At 63.2% G+C, this 19632-nt stretch carries 21 protein-coding genes; 15 read left to right on the top strand and 6 right to left on the bottom strand.

Translation table 11 applies throughout. The features are described 5' to 3' along the window. Entirely contained in the window at window positions 1-840 is an 840-nt protein-coding gene (locus BBD46_RS23585; RefSeq protein WP_071403036.1) for an SPW repeat domain-containing protein, read from the top strand. 30 nt (window positions 841-870) lie between these two features. Here BBD46_RS23585 and BBD46_RS17890 read toward each other — a convergent pair whose 3' ends face one another. Further along, window positions 871-1203: a hypothetical protein gene (locus BBD46_RS17890; protein ID WP_071403035.1), complete on the bottom strand. Its 333-nt coding sequence runs from the start codon at window positions 1201-1203 to the stop codon at window positions 871-873. A 119-nt stretch (window positions 1204-1322) separates the two neighbouring features. Here BBD46_RS17890 and BBD46_RS17885 point away from each other — a divergent pair, with 119 nt between their 5' ends. From BBD46_RS17885 to BBD46_RS17875, 3 genes are all read left to right on the top strand, one after another. Continuing rightward, window positions 1323-1874 (top strand): hypothetical protein, encoded by a 552-nt coding sequence (locus BBD46_RS17885; RefSeq protein ID WP_071403034.1) that lies wholly within the window; start codon window positions 1323-1325, stop codon window positions 1872-1874. 98 nt (window positions 1875-1972) lie between these two features. Continuing rightward, window positions 1973-2461: a nuclear transport factor 2 family protein gene (locus BBD46_RS17880; RefSeq protein WP_071403033.1), complete on the top strand. Its 489-nt coding sequence runs from the start codon at window positions 1973-1975 to the stop codon at window positions 2459-2461. Continuing rightward, window positions 2458-2673 carry a hypothetical protein gene (locus BBD46_RS17875; protein WP_071403032.1) on the top strand — a complete coding sequence of 72 codons (216 nt, stop codon included), beginning with the start codon at window positions 2458-2460 and terminating at the stop codon, window positions 2671-2673. Before BBD46_RS17880 ends, BBD46_RS17875 begins: the two co-directional genes overlap by 4 nt. Before the next feature lie 124 nt (window positions 2674-2797). Here the strand turns inward: BBD46_RS17875 and BBD46_RS17870 are convergent, their stop codons facing one another. Further along, on the bottom strand, window positions 2798-3760 hold the full coding sequence (locus BBD46_RS17870) for a zinc-dependent metalloprotease (RefSeq protein ID WP_071403172.1): 963 nt from the start codon (window positions 3758-3760) through the stop codon (window positions 2798-2800). A 93-nt stretch (window positions 3761-3853) separates the two neighbouring features. Then, the gene (locus tag BBD46_RS17865; protein ID WP_071403031.1) at window positions 3854-4195 is read right to left on the bottom strand and encodes a hypothetical protein; all 342 of its coding nucleotides are present in this window, start codon (window positions 4193-4195) and stop codon (window positions 3854-3856) included. Between the two features lie 195 nt (window positions 4196-4390). Here BBD46_RS17865 and BBD46_RS17860 point away from each other — a divergent pair, with 195 nt between their 5' ends. The 5 genes from BBD46_RS17860 (at window position 4391) to BBD46_RS17845 (ending at window position 8078) form a co-directional block, all read left to right on the top strand. Continuing rightward, window positions 4391-4645 carry an LSM domain-containing protein gene (locus BBD46_RS17860; RefSeq protein WP_071403030.1) on the top strand — a complete coding sequence of 85 codons (255 nt, stop codon included), beginning with the start codon at window positions 4391-4393 and terminating at the stop codon, window positions 4643-4645. Beyond that, a complete protein-coding gene (locus BBD46_RS21885) occupies window positions 4642-4818 on the top strand; it encodes a 50S ribosomal protein L37e (protein ID WP_004216919.1) in 177 nt (58 codons plus the stop codon). Before BBD46_RS17860 ends, BBD46_RS21885 begins: the two co-directional genes overlap by 4 nt. Window positions 4819-4993: 175 nt before the next feature. Continuing rightward, complete coding sequence (locus BBD46_RS17855) at window positions 4994-6295, top strand: threonine synthase (protein ID WP_171908245.1); 1302 nt, start codon at window positions 4994-4996, stop codon at window positions 6293-6295. A gap of 182 nt (window positions 6296-6477) precedes the next feature. Further along, complete coding sequence (locus tag BBD46_RS17850) at window positions 6478-7224, top strand: class I SAM-dependent methyltransferase (RefSeq protein WP_071403029.1); 747 nt, start codon at window positions 6478-6480, stop codon at window positions 7222-7224. Window positions 7225-7370: 146 nt separating this feature from the next. Further along, window positions 7371-8078: a phosphoglycerol geranylgeranyltransferase gene (locus BBD46_RS17845; protein WP_071403028.1), complete on the top strand. Its 708-nt coding sequence runs from the start codon at window positions 7371-7373 to the stop codon at window positions 8076-8078. Window positions 8079-8150: 72 nt separating this feature from the next. Here BBD46_RS17845 and BBD46_RS17840 read toward each other — a convergent pair whose 3' ends face one another. After that, the gene (locus BBD46_RS17840; protein WP_071403027.1) at window positions 8151-8978 is read right to left on the bottom strand and encodes an SIR2 family NAD-dependent protein deacylase; all 828 of its coding nucleotides are present in this window, start codon (window positions 8976-8978) and stop codon (window positions 8151-8153) included. Window positions 8979-9126: 148 nt separating this feature from the next. Here BBD46_RS17840 and aspS point away from each other — a divergent pair, with 148 nt between their 5' ends. After that, the gene (aspS, locus tag BBD46_RS17835; RefSeq protein ID WP_071403026.1) at window positions 9127-10431 is read left to right on the top strand and encodes an aspartate--tRNA(Asn) ligase; all 1305 of its coding nucleotides are present in this window, start codon (window positions 9127-9129) and stop codon (window positions 10429-10431) included. A 91-nt stretch (window positions 10432-10522) separates the two neighbouring features. On the opposite strand, the gene BBD46_RS17830 is transcribed toward aspS, so the two are convergent. Further along, window positions 10523-11464, bottom strand: coding sequence for an alpha/beta hydrolase (locus BBD46_RS17830; protein WP_071403025.1), 942 nt, complete (start codon window positions 11462-11464; stop codon window positions 10523-10525). Window positions 11465-11633: 169 nt separating this feature from the next. Between BBD46_RS17830 and BBD46_RS17825 the strand changes: the two genes are divergently transcribed. The 4 genes from BBD46_RS17825 to BBD46_RS17810 all read left to right on the top strand — a co-directional run bounded on the left by BBD46_RS17825 (window position 11634) and on the right by BBD46_RS17810 (window position 17395). Next, entirely contained in the window at window positions 11634-12320 is a 687-nt protein-coding gene (locus tag BBD46_RS17825; protein WP_253184599.1) for a helix-turn-helix domain-containing protein, read from the top strand. An 82-nt stretch (window positions 12321-12402) separates the two neighbouring features. Beyond that, on the top strand, window positions 12403-13242 hold the full coding sequence (locus tag BBD46_RS17820; RefSeq protein WP_071403023.1) for a pantoate kinase: 840 nt from the start codon (window positions 12403-12405) through the stop codon (window positions 13240-13242). Window positions 13243-13591: 349 nt separating this feature from the next. Beyond that, window positions 13592-16528, top strand: a complete 2937-nt coding sequence (locus BBD46_RS17815; protein ID WP_071403022.1) for a DUF1508 domain-containing protein — start codon at window positions 13592-13594, stop codon at window positions 16526-16528. Between the two features lie 90 nt (window positions 16529-16618). Further along, the gene (locus tag BBD46_RS17810; RefSeq protein ID WP_071403170.1) at window positions 16619-17395 is read left to right on the top strand and encodes a 4-phosphopantoate--beta-alanine ligase; all 777 of its coding nucleotides are present in this window, start codon (window positions 16619-16621) and stop codon (window positions 17393-17395) included. Between the two features lie 206 nt (window positions 17396-17601). Here BBD46_RS17810 and BBD46_RS17805 read toward each other — a convergent pair whose 3' ends face one another. Beyond that, window positions 17602-18252 (bottom strand): hypothetical protein, encoded by a 651-nt coding sequence (locus BBD46_RS17805; RefSeq protein WP_071403021.1) that lies wholly within the window; start codon window positions 18250-18252, stop codon window positions 17602-17604. 117 nt (window positions 18253-18369) lie between these two features. Between BBD46_RS17805 and BBD46_RS17800 the strand changes: the two genes are divergently transcribed. Then, window positions 18370-19617, top strand: coding sequence for a DUF7344 domain-containing protein (locus tag BBD46_RS17800; RefSeq protein ID WP_071403020.1), 1248 nt, complete (start codon window positions 18370-18372; stop codon window positions 19615-19617). Window positions 19618-19632: the final 15 nt, after the last annotated feature.

Raw genomic sequence — 19632 nt, 5'->3', positions numbered from 1 at the left:
ATGAGTGACCCCGACCAAGATCCATCCGACACCGACCGGTCCGAGTCGAACGCGGACCAGTCGTCGGATCGAGAACGTCCTCCTGCAGATTCCGGTCCAGACGACGTCCACGCATCGGACCACGAGCGTGAGCGCAAGAACCAGAACGAGAGCGAGTCCCACCAGTCCGACCAGGAGTCGGCGGCGGATGCAGCGATAACGGCGAACTCGGATTCAGATCCAGACCCAGACCCAGATCCAGATCCAGATCCGGACACGAGCACAGGCACAGAGACAGACATGGACAGGGATACGGACGCGGACACGAACACAAACACGGACTCGAGAACCACCAGCAGCACGGACTCGAGTACAGCCGTCGAGGCCGACGCCGAGCCAGTCTCCGAGGTCGACTCCGGAACCGGCGTTGGCGACAACCCAGATGACCGCGACCCGCGGGATCAGAACACACGGATCGTCAGCGAGGAGCGGCGCCGAAACACCTCGCTTATTAGCGCCGTCATCGCCGTCCTCGGGCTCTGGGTCGCCGCCTCGCTGCTCATCTACGACGCATCAGAAGCCGCCTTCTGGAACAACGTGCTCGTCGGCGCAGTCGTCTTCGTCGCCGGCGCGTACAACTACTACCGGCTCGCGACCGACGTGCCGCTAAGCGTTGGTGTTGCGACGCTTGCTGCGGTGCTTGGCATCTGGCTCATCATCTCCGCGGCACTGTTCGAGATGCTCGGCGGACTGTTCTGGAGCACGCTCGCTACCGGCTTGCTCGTCGCCGGTCTCTCGGGATACAACGCCTACGAGGCGCGCGAGGCGCAGTTGGTGACTGGTGAGGAAACAGGGGCCTAATTCGCAACGCTCGCTCCAGGATTGCTCGGCCTATCGGTGAACGGATTCCGGCTCGGAGTCCGATTCCGTCTCCAGTTTCAGTTCCGAATCGCCTCCAGACTCCGACTCGTTGGCGTTCCCGAATCGCACACTCGACTCGAGTTGACGTAGCCGATACTCGGCGGCGTGGTGGCCCATCGCGACAACCGAAAAGCCGACCATACCGACCGCAAACGCGATCGACACGATCGGCGAAACGCCGTGTACGTAGCTGTTTCCGAGCTGTCCGACCGCGAGCGCGAGCGGCGCGACAGAGAGCAACGAACTCGTCACTGGCGTCGCGCGAAACAGTTCGAGGAGCGAAGATTTGTGAGTTCCTGCCATACGCAACCGTTCGTTACGTGTCCTTCTGCGGCGGCGCTGTATTCCTTTTGATTTTGCCGGCTGACGTTCGCCGGGACCGATACGTTCTTTCTCCCGCCGTCCCAACAGCACACGATAGTATGCGGATTCGCGAGTGGCAGGACATACTCGAGGACGTCACCGACCGAGCTGTCGATCCCGAAGACTGGCGCGCAGTCGCCGGCGACCGGGCCGGCGGCGTCGGCGAGGATATGTACCTCGCACACCCTCGTGCCGGCGTCTTCTTCCTCAAGACGTACGCGAAGAACCCCTACGAGGTCCGCGGCGTCGGCACGCAGGTCGCGCGCAAGCTCGACGACGAGATCGGCTCGTTCATGCCCCAGCAGGAGTCGGGCGGCCGCTTCGCCGTCCAGTCCCCACCGGAGGACGAAGACCAGGCCGAGACCGTCTCGAAGCGTCTCAAGACGGTCCTCGAGACGCACTCCGACGCGCCGACCCGGCCGCAGGATTTGTTCGACGACATGATGGAGGCACTCGAGAGCCCCGCGTTCGGCCCGATGGAGTACGACCAGTACGACCGGCCCGAGGAGCTCGACGATCTCGCGGATCGGTTCGAGGAGGCCGACGAGCTGTTGCACGCCGAACTCGAGGACCTGATCGAGACGGACGAGGTCGATCGGGGCTTTATGTGAGCCGCTCGCCACCTTCATACCTCTGAGTTCGACCCCCTGCAATCGCGTCCAGCGCACCTTTGCAGCCAGCGGGCAGAGAGTGCGAGTGACTACGAGCTATGTCGACGACACCAGTACCGACCGACGACCCCGAGACGACCGTCCGCGCGTACTACGACGCCCTACGGAACGGCGACCCACTTGATCCGTTCTTTCTGGAGGACGAGTCAACACTCAAATTCGGTATCAGCGACCGGCTGTTCGGCTACGAGGCGGTCGCGGATGCGCTGCAGGAACAGACCGAGACGACCGAAGACTGGACCGTCGAGAGTTCGACTCTCACGGTCGCCGAACACGGTGATCGGGACTGTGCGACGTTCGGAGACGAGGTGACGATGGCGTGGACGGACTCGAGTAGCGGCGAGCGCCGCGAGTTTCGAACCCGGTGGAGTGGGACGCTGATTCGGCTTTCGGCGGGGGATGGAGAGCGTAAGCGGGAGGGTGAGAGTGAAAGTGATGCGGAAGGGGAAGCGAAAGCAGAGCACACCACGGACGAAAGTGAATGGGTATTTGGGTCGATGCACGTGAGTACCGACGACGAGGTATGAGCGGGCGACGTGACCCACGACGACAGGAAGCGCACGGAAACAAGCAACAGCTCCGGCGACTCGGGCTCGCCTTCGTGCTGCTGGTCGGACTCTCCGGCGGCACGATGGCGCTCCAAGGTGGGGCATCACTCCAGATGGTCGCCCTCTCGACGCTCGGCTTTCTGGTCGCGGGCGGCGCGTTGCTCTGGTATCTGCAGTGGATCGTGAGCTAGCGCAGATTGGAGACGACGAATCTGCTGTGAAAGGTGTAAACCAGTGACGACAGTGAGGATGGTGAAGGTAGTGCCGCCAGTGACGACAGTGCGACCGTGCTGACAGCGAAGCCAGAAGAAGCGCTCAGCGCTCGACCCGCCGAATCCACAGCCCCGGTGAATCGAGTTCGTCGTGCGTCGGCAGGTTCTCAGGCTGCTCCCAGACCAGACTCGCCGTCTCGAGGTCACGGCTGGCGATGACGTGCTCGAAGAACTCCTTGCCGCGCTCGTACTGGCGCTGCTTGAGACCCAGGCCGAGCAGCTGTCGGAAGAGCTTCTGCAGCGGGCCACGACCCTGTCGACGCGCATCGAGCTTTCGGCGCAGGTCCTCGTACTCGTCGTCGAAGGCGTGGTCCATCAGCAGTTCGGCATAGCCCTCGACGACCGTCATCGCCGCATCCAGATCGCGGAACGAATCCCGGTCGAACGAGCCGTCTGAGAGCGCGGCGATGCCCGACTCCATTCGATCCTCGAGGTGGTCCGAGAGCCACGGCGCAGCACCGAACTCGGCGGCGTGAGTCACCTCGTGGAACGCGATCCAGCGACGGAATCGGTCTGGATCGACCTCGAGTACCTCCGCTGCGTTGCGGATATTCGGTCGGACGAAGTACAGCGCGTGGTCGTCCGCCGGTCGCTCGGCGAGCAAGAGCGGATCGTACTGTCCCAACACGTTCCGGCCGAGAAACGCGAGGAGAACCGTCATGGTGCCCGTGTTGATCGTGCGGGCGATTCCCGGAAACGTCTCGGTGTGGGTCTCGAGCGTGCCCATCACGCGCTCAAAGGTGGCGACGTTGGCGTCGATCCAGTGATGGCGATTCTGGATCTCGATCGTCTCCGGCACGTCGAACTCCATATCGGCGACCGATCGGACGGCCGCGCGAGCATCGCGAACGTCACGCGCATAGCCCTCGCGCTCGCCGGACTCGAGTGCGAGTGAGCCGGGCTCGGTCGCCGCCTTCGCAGCGTCGGCCGCGGACTGCCAATCGATCGCGTCGTCACCGGTCCCGGATGCGCCGGCGACGGTCCGGGCGCTACGATAGAGGTTCACGACGATGAGTACGACCGGGAAGCGCAAAAGCGTTCGGCTGCGGTGGGATGAATCGGTTGGCTCCTGGTTGAGTCCGCCGAACTGCCCGCCGGCTCAGTCGACGACGACGTCGGGTTCGGTTTCGGCTTCGTACTCCGGCCCGTCCTCGTCGCCGCCGCGATACTTCTTCATGGCGACGCCCGCAGCGACGAGTAACGCGAGCGCGATGAGCGCGCCGACGAGACTCGAGCCGGAGTCGTCATCGTCGGCTTCGGCGTCCATCTCGTCGTCGGCATCGGACTCGAGTACACCCTCTTCTTCCTGTGCGGCTTCGGCGAGTTCGGCCTGTTCTTCGTCTGTGACGGTCCCGAACGGGAGGAGCGAGCCGATCGATCGTGGTCCGACCTGTTCGCCGTCGATGTACAACTCGATGACTGTGAATTTGACGTCACCCATAGCCCGGGAGTCAACGAGTGAGCACTTATCGGTTTGCATGCGGTGCATGAGGCGCATCCGTGGTGCAGAGCGGGCTGACGGGAGAGGAGGTGTACGAGAGCACGAAACCAGTGTGATGAGACCAGCGTGAGCGGACCGCACGCATACGGGCGCTGGACCGGTACGATTAAGTGTCCGTCAACTGCGGTCTTTCGTATGAGTGGACGACCGCTAGACGTCCTCGAGGCGTCGCTTGGCGAACGCGTGATGGTACGACTCAAGAGTGGCGACGAGTTCGCCGGCGAACTCGCTGGCTACGACCAGCACATGAACCTCGTCCTCGAGGTTGCCGCGGACGGCGCCGACGGCGCTGACAGCGACGACGAGGCTGAGACGGAATCGCCAGCAGCGGAGCCGGTCGAAGACACAACCATTATACGCGGCGATAACGTCGTTTCGATCACTCCATGACTGGTGCAGGAACCCCGAGCCAAGGAAAGAAGAATAAGACGACCCACACCAAGTGTCGTCGCTGCGGAGAGAAGTCCTACCACACGAAGAAGAAGGTCTGCTCGTCCTGCGGCTTTGGCAAGTCCGCCAAGCGCCGTGAGTACGAGTGGCAGTCGAAAGCCGGCGACAACTGAACGGCCCGCAGACGATCCTGTCGACATCTGTTTGCTGTTCGACGATTGCGGGCGCCGGTTTTCGGTTTCCAGTTCGGTTGTGAGTACTGCACACTGAGTCCCAACGCTCGTCCACCGACTTGCGACTCGTTCCGGTTTAGTGGCTTCTATAGGCCTACACAGCGAACGGCCGCGTATGACCCACGAGGCGGACCCGGACCCAGAGTCGGAATCGGAATCGGAGTCGGAGTCAGATGCGGAGCCACTCGCGGAGGCGGAACCACAGATCGAATCCCCGGTCGAAACCACCAGCTCCTTCACCGGACTCGAGTGCTACGACTGTGGCGGTACGTTCGATGCCGACGAGGTGACGCATCGCTGTCCCGACTGTGACGGCATTCTCGATCCCACCTACGATTACGACGCGATCAGTGCGGAACTCGACCGCGAGACGCTCGAATCGCGGACATTCGACTCCATGTGGCGCTACGAGGAGTTGCTGCCGTTCACCCGCGACTCGGCCGTCACGATGGACGAGGGCGCGACCCCGCTCGTCGACTGTCCCAAACTGGCCGCGGAGATGGGCGTCGGGCGCGTCCTGATCAAGGACGAGGGCCGAAATCCGACGGGAACCTTCAAGGACCGCGGACAGACGCTCGCCGTCACGGCCGCGGTGCGCCACGGCGCGAGCGAGGTCGCCCTCGCCTCCGCTGGCAACGCCGGGCAGTCCGCCGCCGCCTACGCCGGCCGCGCTGGCCTGGAGTCGAACGTCTACCTTCCCGCGCGCTCTGGCTTTACCAACAAGGCGATGGTCAACGTCCACGGCGGCGACATGAACGTCGTCGGCGGTCGGATCGGCGACGCCGGCGCAGCCTTCGAGGAGGGTCTCGCAGAACACGATGAGTGGTACCCACTCCAGACGTTCGTCACGCCCTACCGCCACGAGGGAAAGAAAACGATGTTCTACGAACTCGTCGAACAACTCGAGTGGGAGGTGCCCGACGCGATCTGTTATCCGACCGGTGGCGGCGTCGGGCTAGTCGGGATGTACAAGGCCGCTCAGGAGTACGTCGACCTCGGGCTCACCGACGAACTGCCGGGCTTCTACGCGGCGCAGTCGGCGGGCTGTGCGCCGATCGTCGACGCCTTCGACGAAGGGAAGGACATCCACGAGGCAGTCGAGACGCCGGACACGATCTGCGGCGGCATCGAGATCCCGGACCCCGGCGCGAGCCCGTGGGTACTCGAGGCGCTGCGCGAGAGCGACGGTGGTGCGGTGGCGACGGACGATACGGAGATTCTCGATGCGGCGATCCAGGTAGCCCAGCACGAAGGGATCGAGATGGCTCCGACCTGCGCGGCCGCAGCCAGCGGTGCGTGGGCGCTCGCAGAGCGCGGCGAGTTCGACGGCGACGAGACGGTCGTCATCCTGAATACGGGAACGGGGAACAAGGACGCGGACGTGTTGCGTAGTCACCTGATGAGTCAGGGAGTATAGGGCTGTTTCGCTGTTCGTCTCCGCTTTCGACCTACAGTTGAGCGGTGTCGAAAAGAGCGGCGTCGAACCGAAGGGTGTCGAAATGGGGTGTGACGAGAGATGACGAGAGCCGCGCTGGATTCTACTGTTGGGTGATACCACACCACAAATACGTACTTGTCAACAGTGTGCATTGAACCGGTATGACCGCTGCCGACTCGTTCGATAGCATCACACCCTTTTACGACGCAGTACACCAACAGCAGGCCGACATCGAGTTCTACCGTGATCTCGCACTCGAGTGCGACGGCCCCGTTCTCGAAGTCGGCTGTGGCACCGGCCGAATCTATCTCGAACTCCGTCGTGCTGGTGTCGATGTCACAGGTATCGACGTCTCTGCGGACTCGCTGGACGCACTCCGCGACAAAGCCGCGCAGGACGACCTGGCGGTCGATGTTCGGCAGGCCGATATGCGCACGTTTGATCCCGAACCCGGCCGCGAGTACGACCTCGTTATTGTCCCCTTCCGGACGTTTCTCTACCTGGAGACAGTCGATGACAGGCTGGCGGCACTCGAGTCCCTCTACAGCGCGCTCGGCCCCGACGGCCGACTGGCGCTCAACGCGTTCGTTCCCGATCCGGAGATCGTCGCCGAACACTACGGTGAGTGGCGAGCACGGGAACTCGAAGTCGACGGCGAGCGCTACACCCACCGGACCAGATCCACCGTCGTCGACGCCGTCGAACAGCGGGTTCGCGTCCAAACGGAGGTTCTCGACGCAGACGAGTCGCTGGTCGTCGACAGCAGCCACGAACTGTCGCTCGTTTCGAAAGCCGAGTTCGAGTTGCTCTTTCGTCTCTCGCCGTTTGCCTCGTGGGACGTGTTCGGTGACTTCGAGTTCGACCCACTCGAGACGGCGACGCAGGAGATGGTCTGGATCGCGGAGTAAGGGCAGGAGTTCACGGAGTGCTGGTAGGAGCGGCGGCTGGTGGCTGGCGGTTGGCGGTCACGAGGCGCTGCAAATCGGTGCCGACGATGCGATCAAAGATGGTTCGTTTCGTAGCGTTTTTCTCACCCCTCGGGAAACGAGGCGGTATGACTGCCGAGACGCCCTGGGAGGAGTGGGACCATATTCTCAAGATAGACCCCGACAAGGAGTTACCTGACGGGATCACCTACGGCGATCTCTGTGCCACGGGCACCGACGCGATCGAAGTCGGCGGCACGATGGGGATCACCGAGGAGAACATGGAAGCTGTCGTCGAGGCCTGTGCCGAACACGACGTGCCGCTCTACCAGGAACCATCGAGCCCCGATGTCGTCATCGACAACCGGGCACTAGAGGGGTACCTTATCCCGACCGTCTTCAACGCTGGCTCGCCGTTCTGGATCACCGGCGCGCACAAGGAGTGGGTCCGCATCGACAACGGCCTGGACTGGGACCGAACCGCGACGGAGGCCTACATTGTGATGAACCCAGACGCGGACGTGGCGACGTACACCGAAGCCGACTGTGATCTGGACGCCGACGACGTGGCGGCCTACGCCGAGGTCGCAGAGCGGATGTTCGGCCAGGAAATCGTCTACATCGAGTACTCGGGGATGCTCGGCGACGAGGACATCGTTGAGGCTGCAAGCGGTGCAGTCGACGACGCAACGCTGTTCTACGGCGGCGGCATCCACGATTACGATTCGGCGTACTCGATGGCCCAGTACGCGGACGTGATCGTCGTCGGCGACCTCGCACACGACGAGGGCGTCGACGCGGTTCGGGAAACGGTCGAGGCAGCCAACGACGCCTGAAATTGGACTGTTCTTCGTAGCCGCACGCCGTCTGTTTCACCCGCGAGTCACGCTGATTCTGACGAGTCAATCTCACGCCGACGCTGCCGAATCGACCAGCTCCTGGAGCCGTGGCAGCGCCGTCGTCACATCGTCGCGCAGACAGACGTCCGCTACGCTGTCGACTGGCGTCGACTCGAGATTGACGATGCCCACGGTCGCCCCGTTCGAGGCGGCGATTCGCGGGAGGGAGGCTGCAGGCTCGACGACCAGCGAAGAGCCGATTGCGAGAAAGACATCGCTCTCGCGCGCGAGTGATCGGGCGCGCTGGAGGACCGTCTTCGGGAGTTGTTCACCGAACAGCACCACGTCCGGTTTGTAGATGCCACCACACTCGCAGCGGGGCGGGAGTTCGCCGTCCTCGGCTCGCCCGACGATCGGATCGCTGTCCACTCGATTTCCGCAGTCGGTGCAACGAACGCGCCTCGCGTTGCCGTGCAGTTCGAGGATCGACTCGTGGGTTGCGAACTCGTCGGTATCGGTTTCTCTTTCGGCTTCGCCAGTCTCGCCGCCGCTGCTCGCCCGAGTCGCTGCCTTCGCGTGAAGCCCGTCCGTGTTCTGCGTGAGCACGAACTCGAGTACTCCCTCGCGAGCAAACTCGGCGAGCACGTCGTGTGCCGCGTTGGGCTCGTACTTCTCGTCGAACATCGTCCGGTAGAGGTCGACGCGGTCCGCCCAGAAGCCCGAGGGATCGCGCTGGAACCGGCCGTAGGTGAACTGCCCTTCGTCGAACGCATCCCAGACGCCGTCGTCGCCGCGGAAGGTGGGGATGCCGGAGGGCGCGGAGATTCCGGCACCGGTGAACGCGACCGCCGTCTCCGCGTCGTCGATGCTGGATGCCAGGTGTTCGAGGTCGGTCATACCCGATCACAGTCCGCCGGCGGCAAAAACAGGTCGGACTGTACAGGTAACTCGAGTTTCGAGTTGCCAGTCGCACAGCCACACTCGAGACACCAACTGCCGAACCAGAACGATTGCGCTTAAGTTGCGGCGACGGGAATCGGGTGGTATGCAGGACAGAACCTACACTGCCGACGCCGAGCCGGGCGACGACGCGACCGTCGCCGGTTGGGTGCACGAGATTCGTGACCTCGGCGGGATCGCCTTCCTGATTCTCCGAGACGCTACCGGAAAGATTCAGATCAAATTCGAGAAGGACGAGATGGACGACGAGCTCGTCGACACCGGTCTCGGTGTCTCCCGCGAGAGCGTCGTGAGCGTCACCGGCACCGTCGAGGAGGAGCCGCGCGCCCCGACGGGCGTCGAGGTCACTCCCGAATCGGTCGACGTCATCTCCGCCGCCGATCCCGAACTGCCACTCGACCCATCGGGCAAGGTCGACGCCGACCTCTCGACCCGCCTCGACAACCGCACGCTCGACCTGCGCAAGGACGAGGTCCAGGCGGTCTTCGAGATCCGCGCCGAGATCCTGCGCGCGGTCCGCGAGCAGTTCCGCGAGTTCTACTGTACCGAGATCAACACGCCGAAGATCGTCGCGACGGGTACCGAGGGCGGGACGGAGCTCTTCCCGATCACGTACTTCGGCGAGGAGGCGTTCATGAACCAGTCCCCACAGCTGTTCAAGCAGCTCATTGCGGGCTCCAACGTCGAGCGCGTCTTCGAGATCGGTCCGATCTTCCGCGCCGAGGAGCACAACACGCCCCGCCACCTGAACGAGGCGACCTCGATCGACTTCGAAGGTGCGTTCTGCGACCAGAACGACGCCATGGATGTCGCCGAGGGCATCGTGAAGGCAGCCTACGAGGCAGTCACCGAGAACTGCAGCGAGGAACTCGAGGCGCTCGGCCTCGAAGACGAATTCGAGGTTCCTGAGGGCGACTTCCCGCGGCTCAGCTACGAGGAGGCCATCGAGCGCATCAACGCGACTGGTGAACTCGACGAGCAGCTCGTCTGGGGCGACGACCTGCCAACCGAGGGCGAGAAGGCGCTCGGTGACGATGTCGGCGGCCACTACTTTATCACGGATTGGCCGAGCGAGATCAAGCCGTTCTACATCAAAGACCACGACGACGACGAGCAGCTCTCGACCGGCTTCGACCTGATGCACCCGCGGATGGAGCTCGTTTCGGGTGGCCAGCGTGAGCACCGCCACGAGCACCTGATCGAGGGCTTCGAACAGCAGGGACTCGACCCTGACCAGTTCGAGTACTACACGAAGATGTTCAAGTATGGCATGCCACCCCACGCCGGCTTCGGCCTGGGTGGCGAGCGCCTGATCATGACGATTCTCGGGCTGGACAACATCCGAGAGGCTGTGTTGTTCCCGCGAGACCGCCAGCGGCTGAGCCCGTAACCGGTACAACGACCCTCCTGTAGTGAGGGTCGTGGCTCCATTTCTCGATGCAGTTCCGACTCGCTAGCGACGTGTGTGTTTGACGCCGTAGTCACCACCAGCCGCCGTCATCATCGTCATCGTCGCCACCGTCACCGCAGTCGCCGTCCAGAATCGCATCCGCGATATCCGCACCGACCGCCTCGTTCCCGAGGAAGTCCATATGGCTGCTCACGTCGTCCGTCACGTCGACATCCGTGTAGTTCGGCGCCGGATCGCAGTCCGCTCCCTCGTTCCCGAGCGCGGTATCGAAGAGCCCGCCGTACGCAGCGCCGACCGTCGAATCGTTCTCCGAATGGTAGTTGCGGACCTCGCAGGCGTTCTCGAGTCCGTCGTTCCAGGGCTCACCACAGACCTCCGAGCCGTCGGCCGCAGCGCCCAGCGGCGCGACCGTCTCGAGTTCGTAGCCTGAGCTCAGTTTCGTTGCCGTCCAGAGGACACACCGGCCGCCGAGTGAGTGGCCCACGAATCGCAGGTTGCCGCCGCCGTCGTCGTAGAACTCCTCGGCGAGCTCCGCGGCGACCTCGCCCACGTCCTCGGTATCCGACTCGGCACCGAAGTAGTTGACCGTGCTCGCGGGCCACTCGAGTACGACGGCTTCGTCGGGTTCGTAGCCGCCGTCTTCGATGGTGTCGAGGACGTCTTCAGCCTGGCTCTCTGCGGTGGAGTCACCGAACCAGCCGTGGATGAAGACGTAGACGTCGTCGGCGATGGGGAGGCTGCCGTCGGCGCTCCAGCCGAAGAAGCCGTCGTCGATTTCGATGGTGTCGACGTCGCTGAAGAGCGCGGTGTCGGAGGTCGAGGCGGCAGCTGTGCCTGCCAGGCCGGCGACGGTTGCACCGCTGGCAGCGAGGATTGATCGGCGGGTTGTCGACGGCGAGGAGGCGGTTGTCGACGGCGATGGCTCGGTTGTCGAGTCGTTGGCCGGTTCCTGTACGGGTTCCTGTTCGGTCGATTCACTCTCGTTCGTGTTGTGGCTGTTGGGTGGTGCCATAGCGCAGTATTGGCATTGATTGGTATGCGCAAAGCTGCAATTCTTCACGAACGAACGCATTTATATTCGGGTCGGAATACTAGGGGGAGAAGATTGACTGGGTTCGATGGGAGTCACGAGACACTGACTCTTCGGAACGCTTTTACCAATGGTTATGTTCGAAGGTTGTATGAAGCGAGTGGCATATGTTGTCACTCCTCAGGAAGGATACTTCGATCCAACGGAAACACGGTGGCGAGACCGCGGGGTGACGCTAGAGGCGATCCACGATGTCGACGTTCTCGCGGATGGAACGATTGCGGTGTTCCTCGAGTTGTCGGGTGCGCCGTCGCAGATCCGAGCAAGCTTCGATCAGTCGTTGCCGCGGCTGCACGACAGCGAAGTAATCGTCACACCGGAGGCGACGATGGTGCAGCTTCGGTACCAGCCGACGGCGTTCAATCGGGCGATTCTCGAACCGCATCGAAACTACGGCGTGATCGTCGAGTATCCGATGCGGTTCGTCGAGCCGGACCGCTCGTCGCTACGAGTGACGGTCGCCGGGCCGATAGCAGATGTCCAGCAACTCGTCGATGAAACCCGTGAACTCGCGGACCTGACGGTCGAGAACGTGACACGGTACGACCCGACAGCGAGTTCACAGTGTCACGAACTCACTGCCCACCAGCGAGCGGTGCTGCACACGGCGTACGAGTGTGGCTACTACGAGGTTCCTCGAGAGGCGACCTACAGCGATATCGCAGCGGAACTGGATTGTTCTGCGAGCGCCGTCGGCCAGACGCTTCGGCGCATCGAATCAGCACTCGTCAGCGCGACCGTCTCGAGTACAGTGCCCAGTCGCGATGGTGAAGTGTGACACGAACGACAAAACGCCGGCAGCGGCGGTTGTAGTGGCTGGAATCCGCAACGTTATACTGTCCGAGTCGCAAGGGTCGCCAATGCGCGAGGAGGCGACGGCGTTCGTACCAGGGCACATTACGGGCTTTTTCAGCGCTCACCCGGCCGATGATCCGACGATGGCCGGGTCGCGGGGGGCAGGGCTGACGTTGACCGACGGCGTGACGGTGACGGTCGAACCGGTAGCCGAGGAGGCCTCGGAGTCGATCGTCATCCTCGACGGGGAAATGATCGAGATCGAACCGGTCGACATCGTCCTCGAGACGCTCGACGTGGTCGCCCGCGTCGAGGCGGAGTCGGATCTGCCGCTCGGGGCAGGATTCGGTATTTCGGGTGCGATGGCGCTCGGGACAGCGCTCGCCGCGAACCGTGTGTTTGGCTGTAAGCTGTCCCGGAACGAACTCGTCACGATTGCCCACGGCGCGGAAGTACAGGCTGGAACGGGACTCGGCGATGTCGTCGCCCAGGACTGTGGCGGGATTCCGATCCGACTCGAACCGGGTGGGCCACAGGAGAACAAACTCGATGCGATTCCGGCGCGTGCCCGTGTCGAGTACGTTTCGTTCGGCGAACTGTCGACGGCCGACGTGCTCGCGGGCGATACGGACCAGTTGACGGCTGCGGGGAAGGAGGCGCTCTCGCGCGTCGTCGAGGAGCCGACGTTGCTGTCGTTCATGTACGCCTCGCGCCTGTTCGCGCGTGAGGCTGAACTGCTAACGGAGGAGGTCGCACATACGATCGGTGACGTAACAGATGTCAACGGACAGGCGTCGATGGCGATGCTTGGCGAAACGGTGTTCGCCCTCGGAACCGGGCTCTCGGATGCTGGTTACGAGCCCTCTGTCTGTGCGACCCATCCCGCGGGTGCGCTGTTGCGGTAGGTCGTCGTCAGTTTGGATACTGGCCTGCTCGCATCGCCCGTCGTCTCGACTGCTCATTTATTCGAGCACACTTCTCGGCTCCCAGACCAGTTTGCTGGCTTATTTTTGGGTACCAAGACAGTCACAACACAGATATGTTTAATGACAAGGGTGGCTGGTATCGCTTCAAGCAGTCCATTCGTTTCACAGACGCCCGTTTAGCCGCCACTCCCGGCCGATCACCACATCGGATCTAAAAATCAAAGTTGAAACCGTTGTCGCCCTTCCAAACTAATTCTTACATATCTGTTTGTTGCCAGGTGGCCGGAGGTTTATTATGGTGGGTTGCAGTTCTCCGCTCACATTTCGAATGTCTTCACCAAGTGACGTTCACCACAAACTGTACCGGCTGTACGAACGCTACGTCGGGGAACCCGACTCGACGAAGGACGTTTACGGCTACTGGCTGTTCATCGTTGGCTACGTCATCGCCGCAGCGGCCGTGTTTACGTTCGTCGTCGGCTATGCGGGTGACGCAGACACGTACGGACTGATCAGGATGTCCGGCGTCATCGCCGGGACAGGACTTGCACTCTGTCTGTTCGGGATCGTGCTCATGCTTCCAGTTCGAAAACGAGGGATTCAAGCGAGCCTGCTGGGACTGCTGATTTCGTTTGGTGGTGTTGCGTTCTTCGCGTGGGCGTATCCGTACAACTGGCGAGAGCTCGGCACGGACTACAGCGTTCACGTTATCCTCGTCTACACGATCGGCGTCGGGATCATCGCGGGTGTCACCGCGTTGGTCCCCGTCCTGACCGGGCGGAAGGGCATGTTCGTCGAGGAGGAAGGCGACACGGAGGACCCACCGATTCTCACCGGCGACGCGCTGGAGGGTGCCCAGTTCGCCGTCTTCCGCGACGACAACGGCGACTGGAAGTGGAACGTACTCCACCTCGAAGCGCTGGCGACGAGCAACGAGAGCGCCGTGACCCGGCCGAAAGCAACCGAGGGAATCGAACGCGTGCAGTCCCAGATCAGTTCGGCCGGGCTGATGGAACTCACGACCTCCGCGTTCCGGCTCTACGAGGACAGAGACGGAAGCTGGCAGTGGACACTCGCACGGGACGACGGCAGCGTCGTCGGCACCTGTGCTGGCGAGTTCAGCGAGCGCGATGGGGCTGAAGAGTCCGTGAGCTTCCTCAAGGACCGCGGGCCGACGGCCGACGTGATCGAAATCGACGGTGCAGCGTTCACGTACGCCGAAGAACGCGACCAGTGGCACTGGCAACTGGTCGACGACGAGCGGCTGCCGCTGGCCTCGGGTGCGAACGGTCACGGCACGCAGGAGAACGCCGAGACGGCCGCACGAACGTTCGCCGAACGATTCGATCAGGCGCGCGTACTCGACCTCGAACACGTTGGTGCCGAACTCTACGAGCGAACGGGCGACAACGGTGCAAACGGCTGGTCGTGGCGCTTCGTCGACGATCAGGATTCGCCGCTCGCCGCCGCAACCGAGGCGTACGACGCCCGGCGGGACGCAGAGGAAGCTGCGGACGCGCTACTTTCGGAACTCGGCACCGCGTCGGTGACGGTGGCCGGCGAACCAACCTACGAACGCTACCAGACTGGCGAGCAGTGGCGCTGGCGGCTCGTCGACGAGTCCGAACACGTCGTCGCGCAGAGTCCGAGCGATGTCGAAACGGAGGCTGACGCGGCCCACGAGACCGATACGTTCGGGGAGCACGCTCGCGACGCCGATGTCGTCGAGATCGAGGACGCAGAGTACGAGGTCTACCCGACCGACAGCGAGGAGCTGACGTACGACGAGGACGACGCGCTGCCTGCGACGTCCGACGAGCAGCAGATGGTTTCGACTGACGGCGGGACGGCGACTGCAAACAGCGACGGCGGCGAGGGCGGCGCAGACGACGGTCGCTCCTGGCACTGGCGGCTCGTCACCGAAGACCGCGACGTGATCGCCGGAAGCACCGAACCACACTACGACGCCGAGACGGCGACCGAGGCGATTCAGCGCGTTCGCGAGCAGGCGAGCGAAGCCGAACTCATCGAGTTCGAGGAGGCCGCCTTCCAGGTCTACGAGGCCGACGACGGCGAGTGGCGCTGGCGGCTCATCGACGAGGACGGCAACGTCCTCGCAGACAGCGGCGCAGAACACACCTCCCGCGGCGAGGCCGCAGAAGCGATGATGACGCTCAAAGAGCAGGCACCGGACGCTGAACTGCTCGAAATCGAAACGGCAGCCTTCGAACTCTTCGTCAACGAGGACGACGAGTGGGGCTGGCGACTGATCGACGAAGCCGGTCAGCTCGTCGCCGAAGATCCGTCGACGCACCCAACCCGCGGTGCCGCGCGCAAGGCGATGAACCGGCTCCTCGAGTACCTCGACTCTGACGTGCGAACCATGGAAGATGCGATCTTCCAGCCGTACGCAGCGGACGACTGGCACTGGCGGTTCGTCCTGCCGACCGGCGAAACGGTCGCTACCGCCGGCGACACCTACGCGACACGCGACGAACTCGTCGACGCCATTCCTGCCGTTCGCGACGCAGCCGAATCCGCACAGGACTACACGATCGGCACCGTCACGATCCAACTCTACCGCAGCGGCGACTGGAGCTTCCGACTCCTCGACCGCGATCGCGAGGAGATCGCCGACGCGACCGACACCTACGCAGAACGCGACGCCGCACTCGAGATCGTCGAGGATCTCAAGGCACACGCCGACGATGCACCGATCTTCACGATCGAGGACGCCGCGATCCGCGTCACCGATGACGAGGAAGGCTGGAGCTGGGACCTCGTCGACCGCGAGCGCACCGTCCTCGCAAGCGCCGTCGACACCGCAGCGAGCCGCGAGGAACTCCACGAGGAGATCGAAACCGTTCGCCAGCTCGCACCGATGGCCGGCCGCGTCGACTTCGACGTCGCCTCGTTCGAACTCGTCGCCGACGAGGACGACCGCTGGCAGTGGCGGCTCATCGACGAGGACGGCCGCACGGTCGCCACCGGCTCCGAATCGCACGAATCGAGCGAGGCCGCTCGCGAGGCACTCGAGAACGTCCGCGAACTGATCGACGCAGCGAGCATCCTCGAGATCGACAGCGTCTCCTTCGAACTCCACACCGCGGAGGACGAAGACGGCTGGGTCTGGCGGCTGGTCGACGAGTACGGCTCGACGATGGCCCAGAGCACGCAGGTCTACGAGTCCCGGACGAACGCCCGCGAGGCGATGAACAACGTGAAAGCCGAAGCACCAGAAGGGTGGATCACGTTCACGGAGTAATCGCGCTGTAGCACGGCGTCGGCCGACTGATTCCGACGCTGTTTTTTGCAGATCGGTCTCCTTTTTATCGACGCACTCGAGTACTCGATCGTGAGCGAGTACGACACCGTCTCGGCAGATGTCCAACACGAGGAGGAGATACCGGAGGACCATCCCAGATATCAGGATCTGATTACCCGCCACCGGATCGAGAACGGTGTCGAGAAGGGGATTACGCACTTGCAGGGGATGCACGCGGAGGGACGTGGCAGCGCGTTCGATTACCTGCTGGGTGAGGAGACGATTCCGAGCGCCGACGCGGCAGAGCGGGCGGCGGCGGCCCACCTGCTGCTCGCCGAGAAGCCAGTATTATCGATCAATGGAAACGTCGCCGCGCTGGTGCCCGGCGAGATGGTCGAGCTGGCCGACGCGGTGGACGCCGATCTCGAGGTGAACCTCTTCAACCGGACGCCGGAGCGAATCGAAGCGATCGCCGACCATCTGCGAGAGCACGGTGCCGAGGACGTGAAGGGGCTGACTGCGGATGCTCGCATCCCGAATCTCGACCACCAGCGGGCGAAGGTCGACGCCGACGGCATCTACGCGGCGGACGTGGTGGTCGTTCCCCTCGAAGATGGCGACCGAGCGGAGGCCCTGCAGGAGATGGAGAAGACCGAGATCGTGATCGACCTGAACCCGCTCTCGCGCTCGCCGCAGGTTGCCGAGATTCCGATCGTCGACAACATCATCCGGGCGGTGCCGAACATGACGGCACACGCCGAGGAGCTTGCGACGGCGAGCGAGGCGGAACTGCGGACGATTATCGAGGAGTTCGACCGCGAGCACGCGCTGGCGGCGGCCGAGGAACGGATCCGAAACGGTGTCTAGGCAAGAGGTCGAACCTCGTCTGTCACTTCTCCTGTTCTCGTTTTCGAGCTATCGCAGCCCCGTCGTTTATTCGCCCTCAGCGAAGGTGACGCCACCGAGACGGCCGATCCCGCCGGATCGTCTCGAGTGCCATCCCGAAGCAACGCAGGAGGACGAGTCAGAGCAGGCTGCTCACCGCCACCCCGTCGGGGAGACAACAGAACACGCTACTGATCGACTATCCGTGGCGAGACGCCGTCACGTTCCTCGTCCCGGTCGATCGTCAGCGATCCGTCACCGTCGACGAGCGGCAACCGCGATCTGACGCCAGCCACCGCCTCCTCGAGTTGGTAGTACGACAGCGAGAAATACTCGCTCGCCTGCCGGGCCGGCGAGTCGTCGATCTCGAACTCGATGCCGCGGCCCTCGAGTTCCTCGCCTTCGTAGTTCGTGAGCCAGCGGCGGGTGAGCGTGACGCCCTTCTCGGCGTTGTAGCCGCGCGTGACGTAGTGTTTGTAGGGGTGGCGGATCCACGAGCACTCCCAATGGGCGTAGACGTCGACGCCGGCCTCGTTCTCGAGTTCGTGGAGGACGACGTGGACCTGGTACGACGAGAGCGGCGAGGGTCGCCAAACCCACGATCCCTCCGAGGTGTTGCCGTCAGCGCGTACCTTCAGTGCCGCGATTGGATTGCGCGAGAAGCCGAGCGAGGAGAGGATTTCCTCGATGGTCTCCTCGGAACAGTGGGCAGTGAGCGCGTACTCGTCGGCGGAGGTGTGGCTGACGGCGTAGCCGTCGAAGCTTCCCTGCAGCAGGTAGTGTATCTGTGGGACGAAACTGCGGCGAACGGCGTTGACGAAGTCCTCTGTGTACCCCATATGGGTGCAAAGTCACGCGTTCGAGGGGGATGAGTGTTCGGCAGGCACCCGTCGTCAGCAGGGAACCGTTGCCACCGGCTCGAGGATTTTTTGCCGTTGCGGACAGACCAACTGTCGATGGACTATGGTCACGGAACAGCAAGCGACGATGACGACCCGTTAGCTGCGCTCTTCTCCGCGCTCGCTCGCGAACCTCGCCGACACCTTCTCGGTGTGCTGTACGAACACAATGCAGCGTCACTCTCTCTTACTGCATGTGCAACGCGGATCGCATCCAGGGAAGCAGGGGTATCACGGCCGACCGTCTCGGAAGACGCGGTACAGCGAACGCTGGTTTCGCTTCATCACGTACATCTCCCGGTTCTGGCGGATGCCGGCCTGATCGAGTACGATATCGCTGATGCTGACGCCGACAACGACATTTCACTTACGTCCCACCGCGCATATCGCGACGCTGCGCTCATCGACGTGATCGAATCGCCGGAGACGGCGCGGGACTCCTCGCTCGATGCGCTGTTCGATGCACTCAGTGACCCTCGACGGCGCCGCACTCTCGCGTGTCTCAACCACTCGTTCCAGGCGATCCATCTCGAAACGCTCGCACGCGACGTCGCGACGAAAGAGTTGGTCGACGCAGAGGCAGAAGCAGAGGCACAGGCACAGACAGACGCCGACACCGACACCGTTCTCAAACACCTTCGCCACACTCACGTTCCGTCTCTTTCGGCGGCCGAACTGATCGATTTCGACCCCGAATCGGGGACAGCCGCCTACAACGGCCATCCGAACCTCTGTGTCTCCTGGCTGCACTCGGTACTCAATCAGGACCTTCGAACCCACCTGTCGACCGATGCGTCAGCCGCGGACTGGCCACTCACCATCGACCAGCCACCATCAGCCACCGTACGCGCAATCGACGGCCGTGACGGTATCGTCGCCTATAGTCAATCGCTCCTCGAGCGAGCCGAGGAGGAACTGTTCTCGGTCTTTACTTCGCCGCGGCTACTCGAGTCCGGCTGCTTCACACGCGTTATAGACGCCGTCCAGCGAGGGGTCGATGTCTATCTCGGGACGACTGACCCGGTTGTGCATGACCTCATCCAAGAGAACGTACCGGAAATTACGCTCTGGGAACCGACTGACGAGTGGCTGTCACTCTCCGTACAGGGAGAGCCTATCGGCCGCCTCTTGCTCGCCGACCGCGACTCACTTCTGTTCGGAACGCTCGGCGAGCAGCGAGACGACCACCGCTATGCGGAAACGGCGCTGGTCGGCGACGGACCGGCCACCGACCAGTTGCTGAGATCGTACCTCGACCGAATTGACCAGAAAGTACAGGAACTCGAGTTCGAGTCCGCGTCGTGATCGGATCGGTCGCCG

It is taken from the genome of Natrialba sp. SSL1, assembly GCF_001861355.1.
Taxonomy (GTDB): Archaea; Halobacteriota; Halobacteria; order Halobacteriales; family Natrialbaceae; genus Natrialba.
This window is presented reverse-complemented; position numbering and strand designations above follow the sequence as displayed.

Excerpts from the sequence above, each read along its gene's own strand:
- BBD46_RS23585 (WP_071403036.1), top strand. The coding sequence starts at position 1 with ATGAGTGACCCCGACCAAGATCCATCCGACACCGACCGGTCCGAGTCG.
- BBD46_RS17890 (WP_071403035.1), bottom strand. The coding sequence starts at position 1,203 with ATGGCAGGAACTCACAAATCTTCGCTCCTCGAACTGTTTCGCGCGACG.
- BBD46_RS17885 (WP_071403034.1), top strand. The coding sequence starts at position 1,323 with ATGCGGATTCGCGAGTGGCAGGACATACTCGAGGACGTCACCGACCGA.
- BBD46_RS17880 (WP_071403033.1), top strand. The coding sequence starts at position 1,973 with ATGTCGACGACACCAGTACCGACCGACGACCCCGAGACGACCGTCCGC.
- BBD46_RS17875 (WP_071403032.1), top strand. The coding sequence starts at position 2,458 with ATGAGCGGGCGACGTGACCCACGACGACAGGAAGCGCACGGAAACAAG.
- BBD46_RS17865 (WP_071403031.1), bottom strand. The coding sequence starts at position 4,195 with ATGGGTGACGTCAAATTCACAGTCATCGAGTTGTACATCGACGGCGAA.
- BBD46_RS17860 (WP_071403030.1), top strand. The coding sequence starts at position 4,391 with ATGAGTGGACGACCGCTAGACGTCCTCGAGGCGTCGCTTGGCGAACGC.
- BBD46_RS21885 (WP_004216919.1), top strand. The coding sequence starts at position 4,642 with ATGACTGGTGCAGGAACCCCGAGCCAAGGAAAGAAGAATAAGACGACC.
- BBD46_RS17855 (WP_171908245.1), top strand. The coding sequence starts at position 4,994 with ATGACCCACGAGGCGGACCCGGACCCAGAGTCGGAATCGGAATCGGAG.
- BBD46_RS17850 (WP_071403029.1), top strand. The coding sequence starts at position 6,478 with ATGACCGCTGCCGACTCGTTCGATAGCATCACACCCTTTTACGACGCA.
- BBD46_RS17845 (WP_071403028.1), top strand. The coding sequence starts at position 7,371 with ATGACTGCCGAGACGCCCTGGGAGGAGTGGGACCATATTCTCAAGATA.
- BBD46_RS17840 (WP_071403027.1), bottom strand. The coding sequence starts at position 8,978 with ATGACCGACCTCGAACACCTGGCATCCAGCATCGACGACGCGGAGACG.
- aspS (WP_071403026.1), top strand. The coding sequence starts at position 9,127 with ATGCAGGACAGAACCTACACTGCCGACGCCGAGCCGGGCGACGACGCG.
- BBD46_RS17830 (WP_071403025.1), bottom strand. The coding sequence starts at position 11,464 with ATGGCACCACCCAACAGCCACAACACGAACGAGAGTGAATCGACCGAA.
- BBD46_RS17825 (WP_253184599.1), top strand. The coding sequence starts at position 11,634 with ATGAAGCGAGTGGCATATGTTGTCACTCCTCAGGAAGGATACTTCGAT.
- BBD46_RS17820 (WP_071403023.1), top strand. The coding sequence starts at position 12,403 with ATGCGCGAGGAGGCGACGGCGTTCGTACCAGGGCACATTACGGGCTTT.
- BBD46_RS17815 (WP_071403022.1), top strand. The coding sequence starts at position 13,592 with ATGTCTTCACCAAGTGACGTTCACCACAAACTGTACCGGCTGTACGAA.
- BBD46_RS17805 (WP_071403021.1), bottom strand. The coding sequence starts at position 18,252 with ATGGGGTACACAGAGGACTTCGTCAACGCCGTTCGCCGCAGTTTCGTC.
- BBD46_RS17800 (WP_071403020.1), top strand. The coding sequence starts at position 18,370 with ATGGACTATGGTCACGGAACAGCAAGCGACGATGACGACCCGTTAGCT.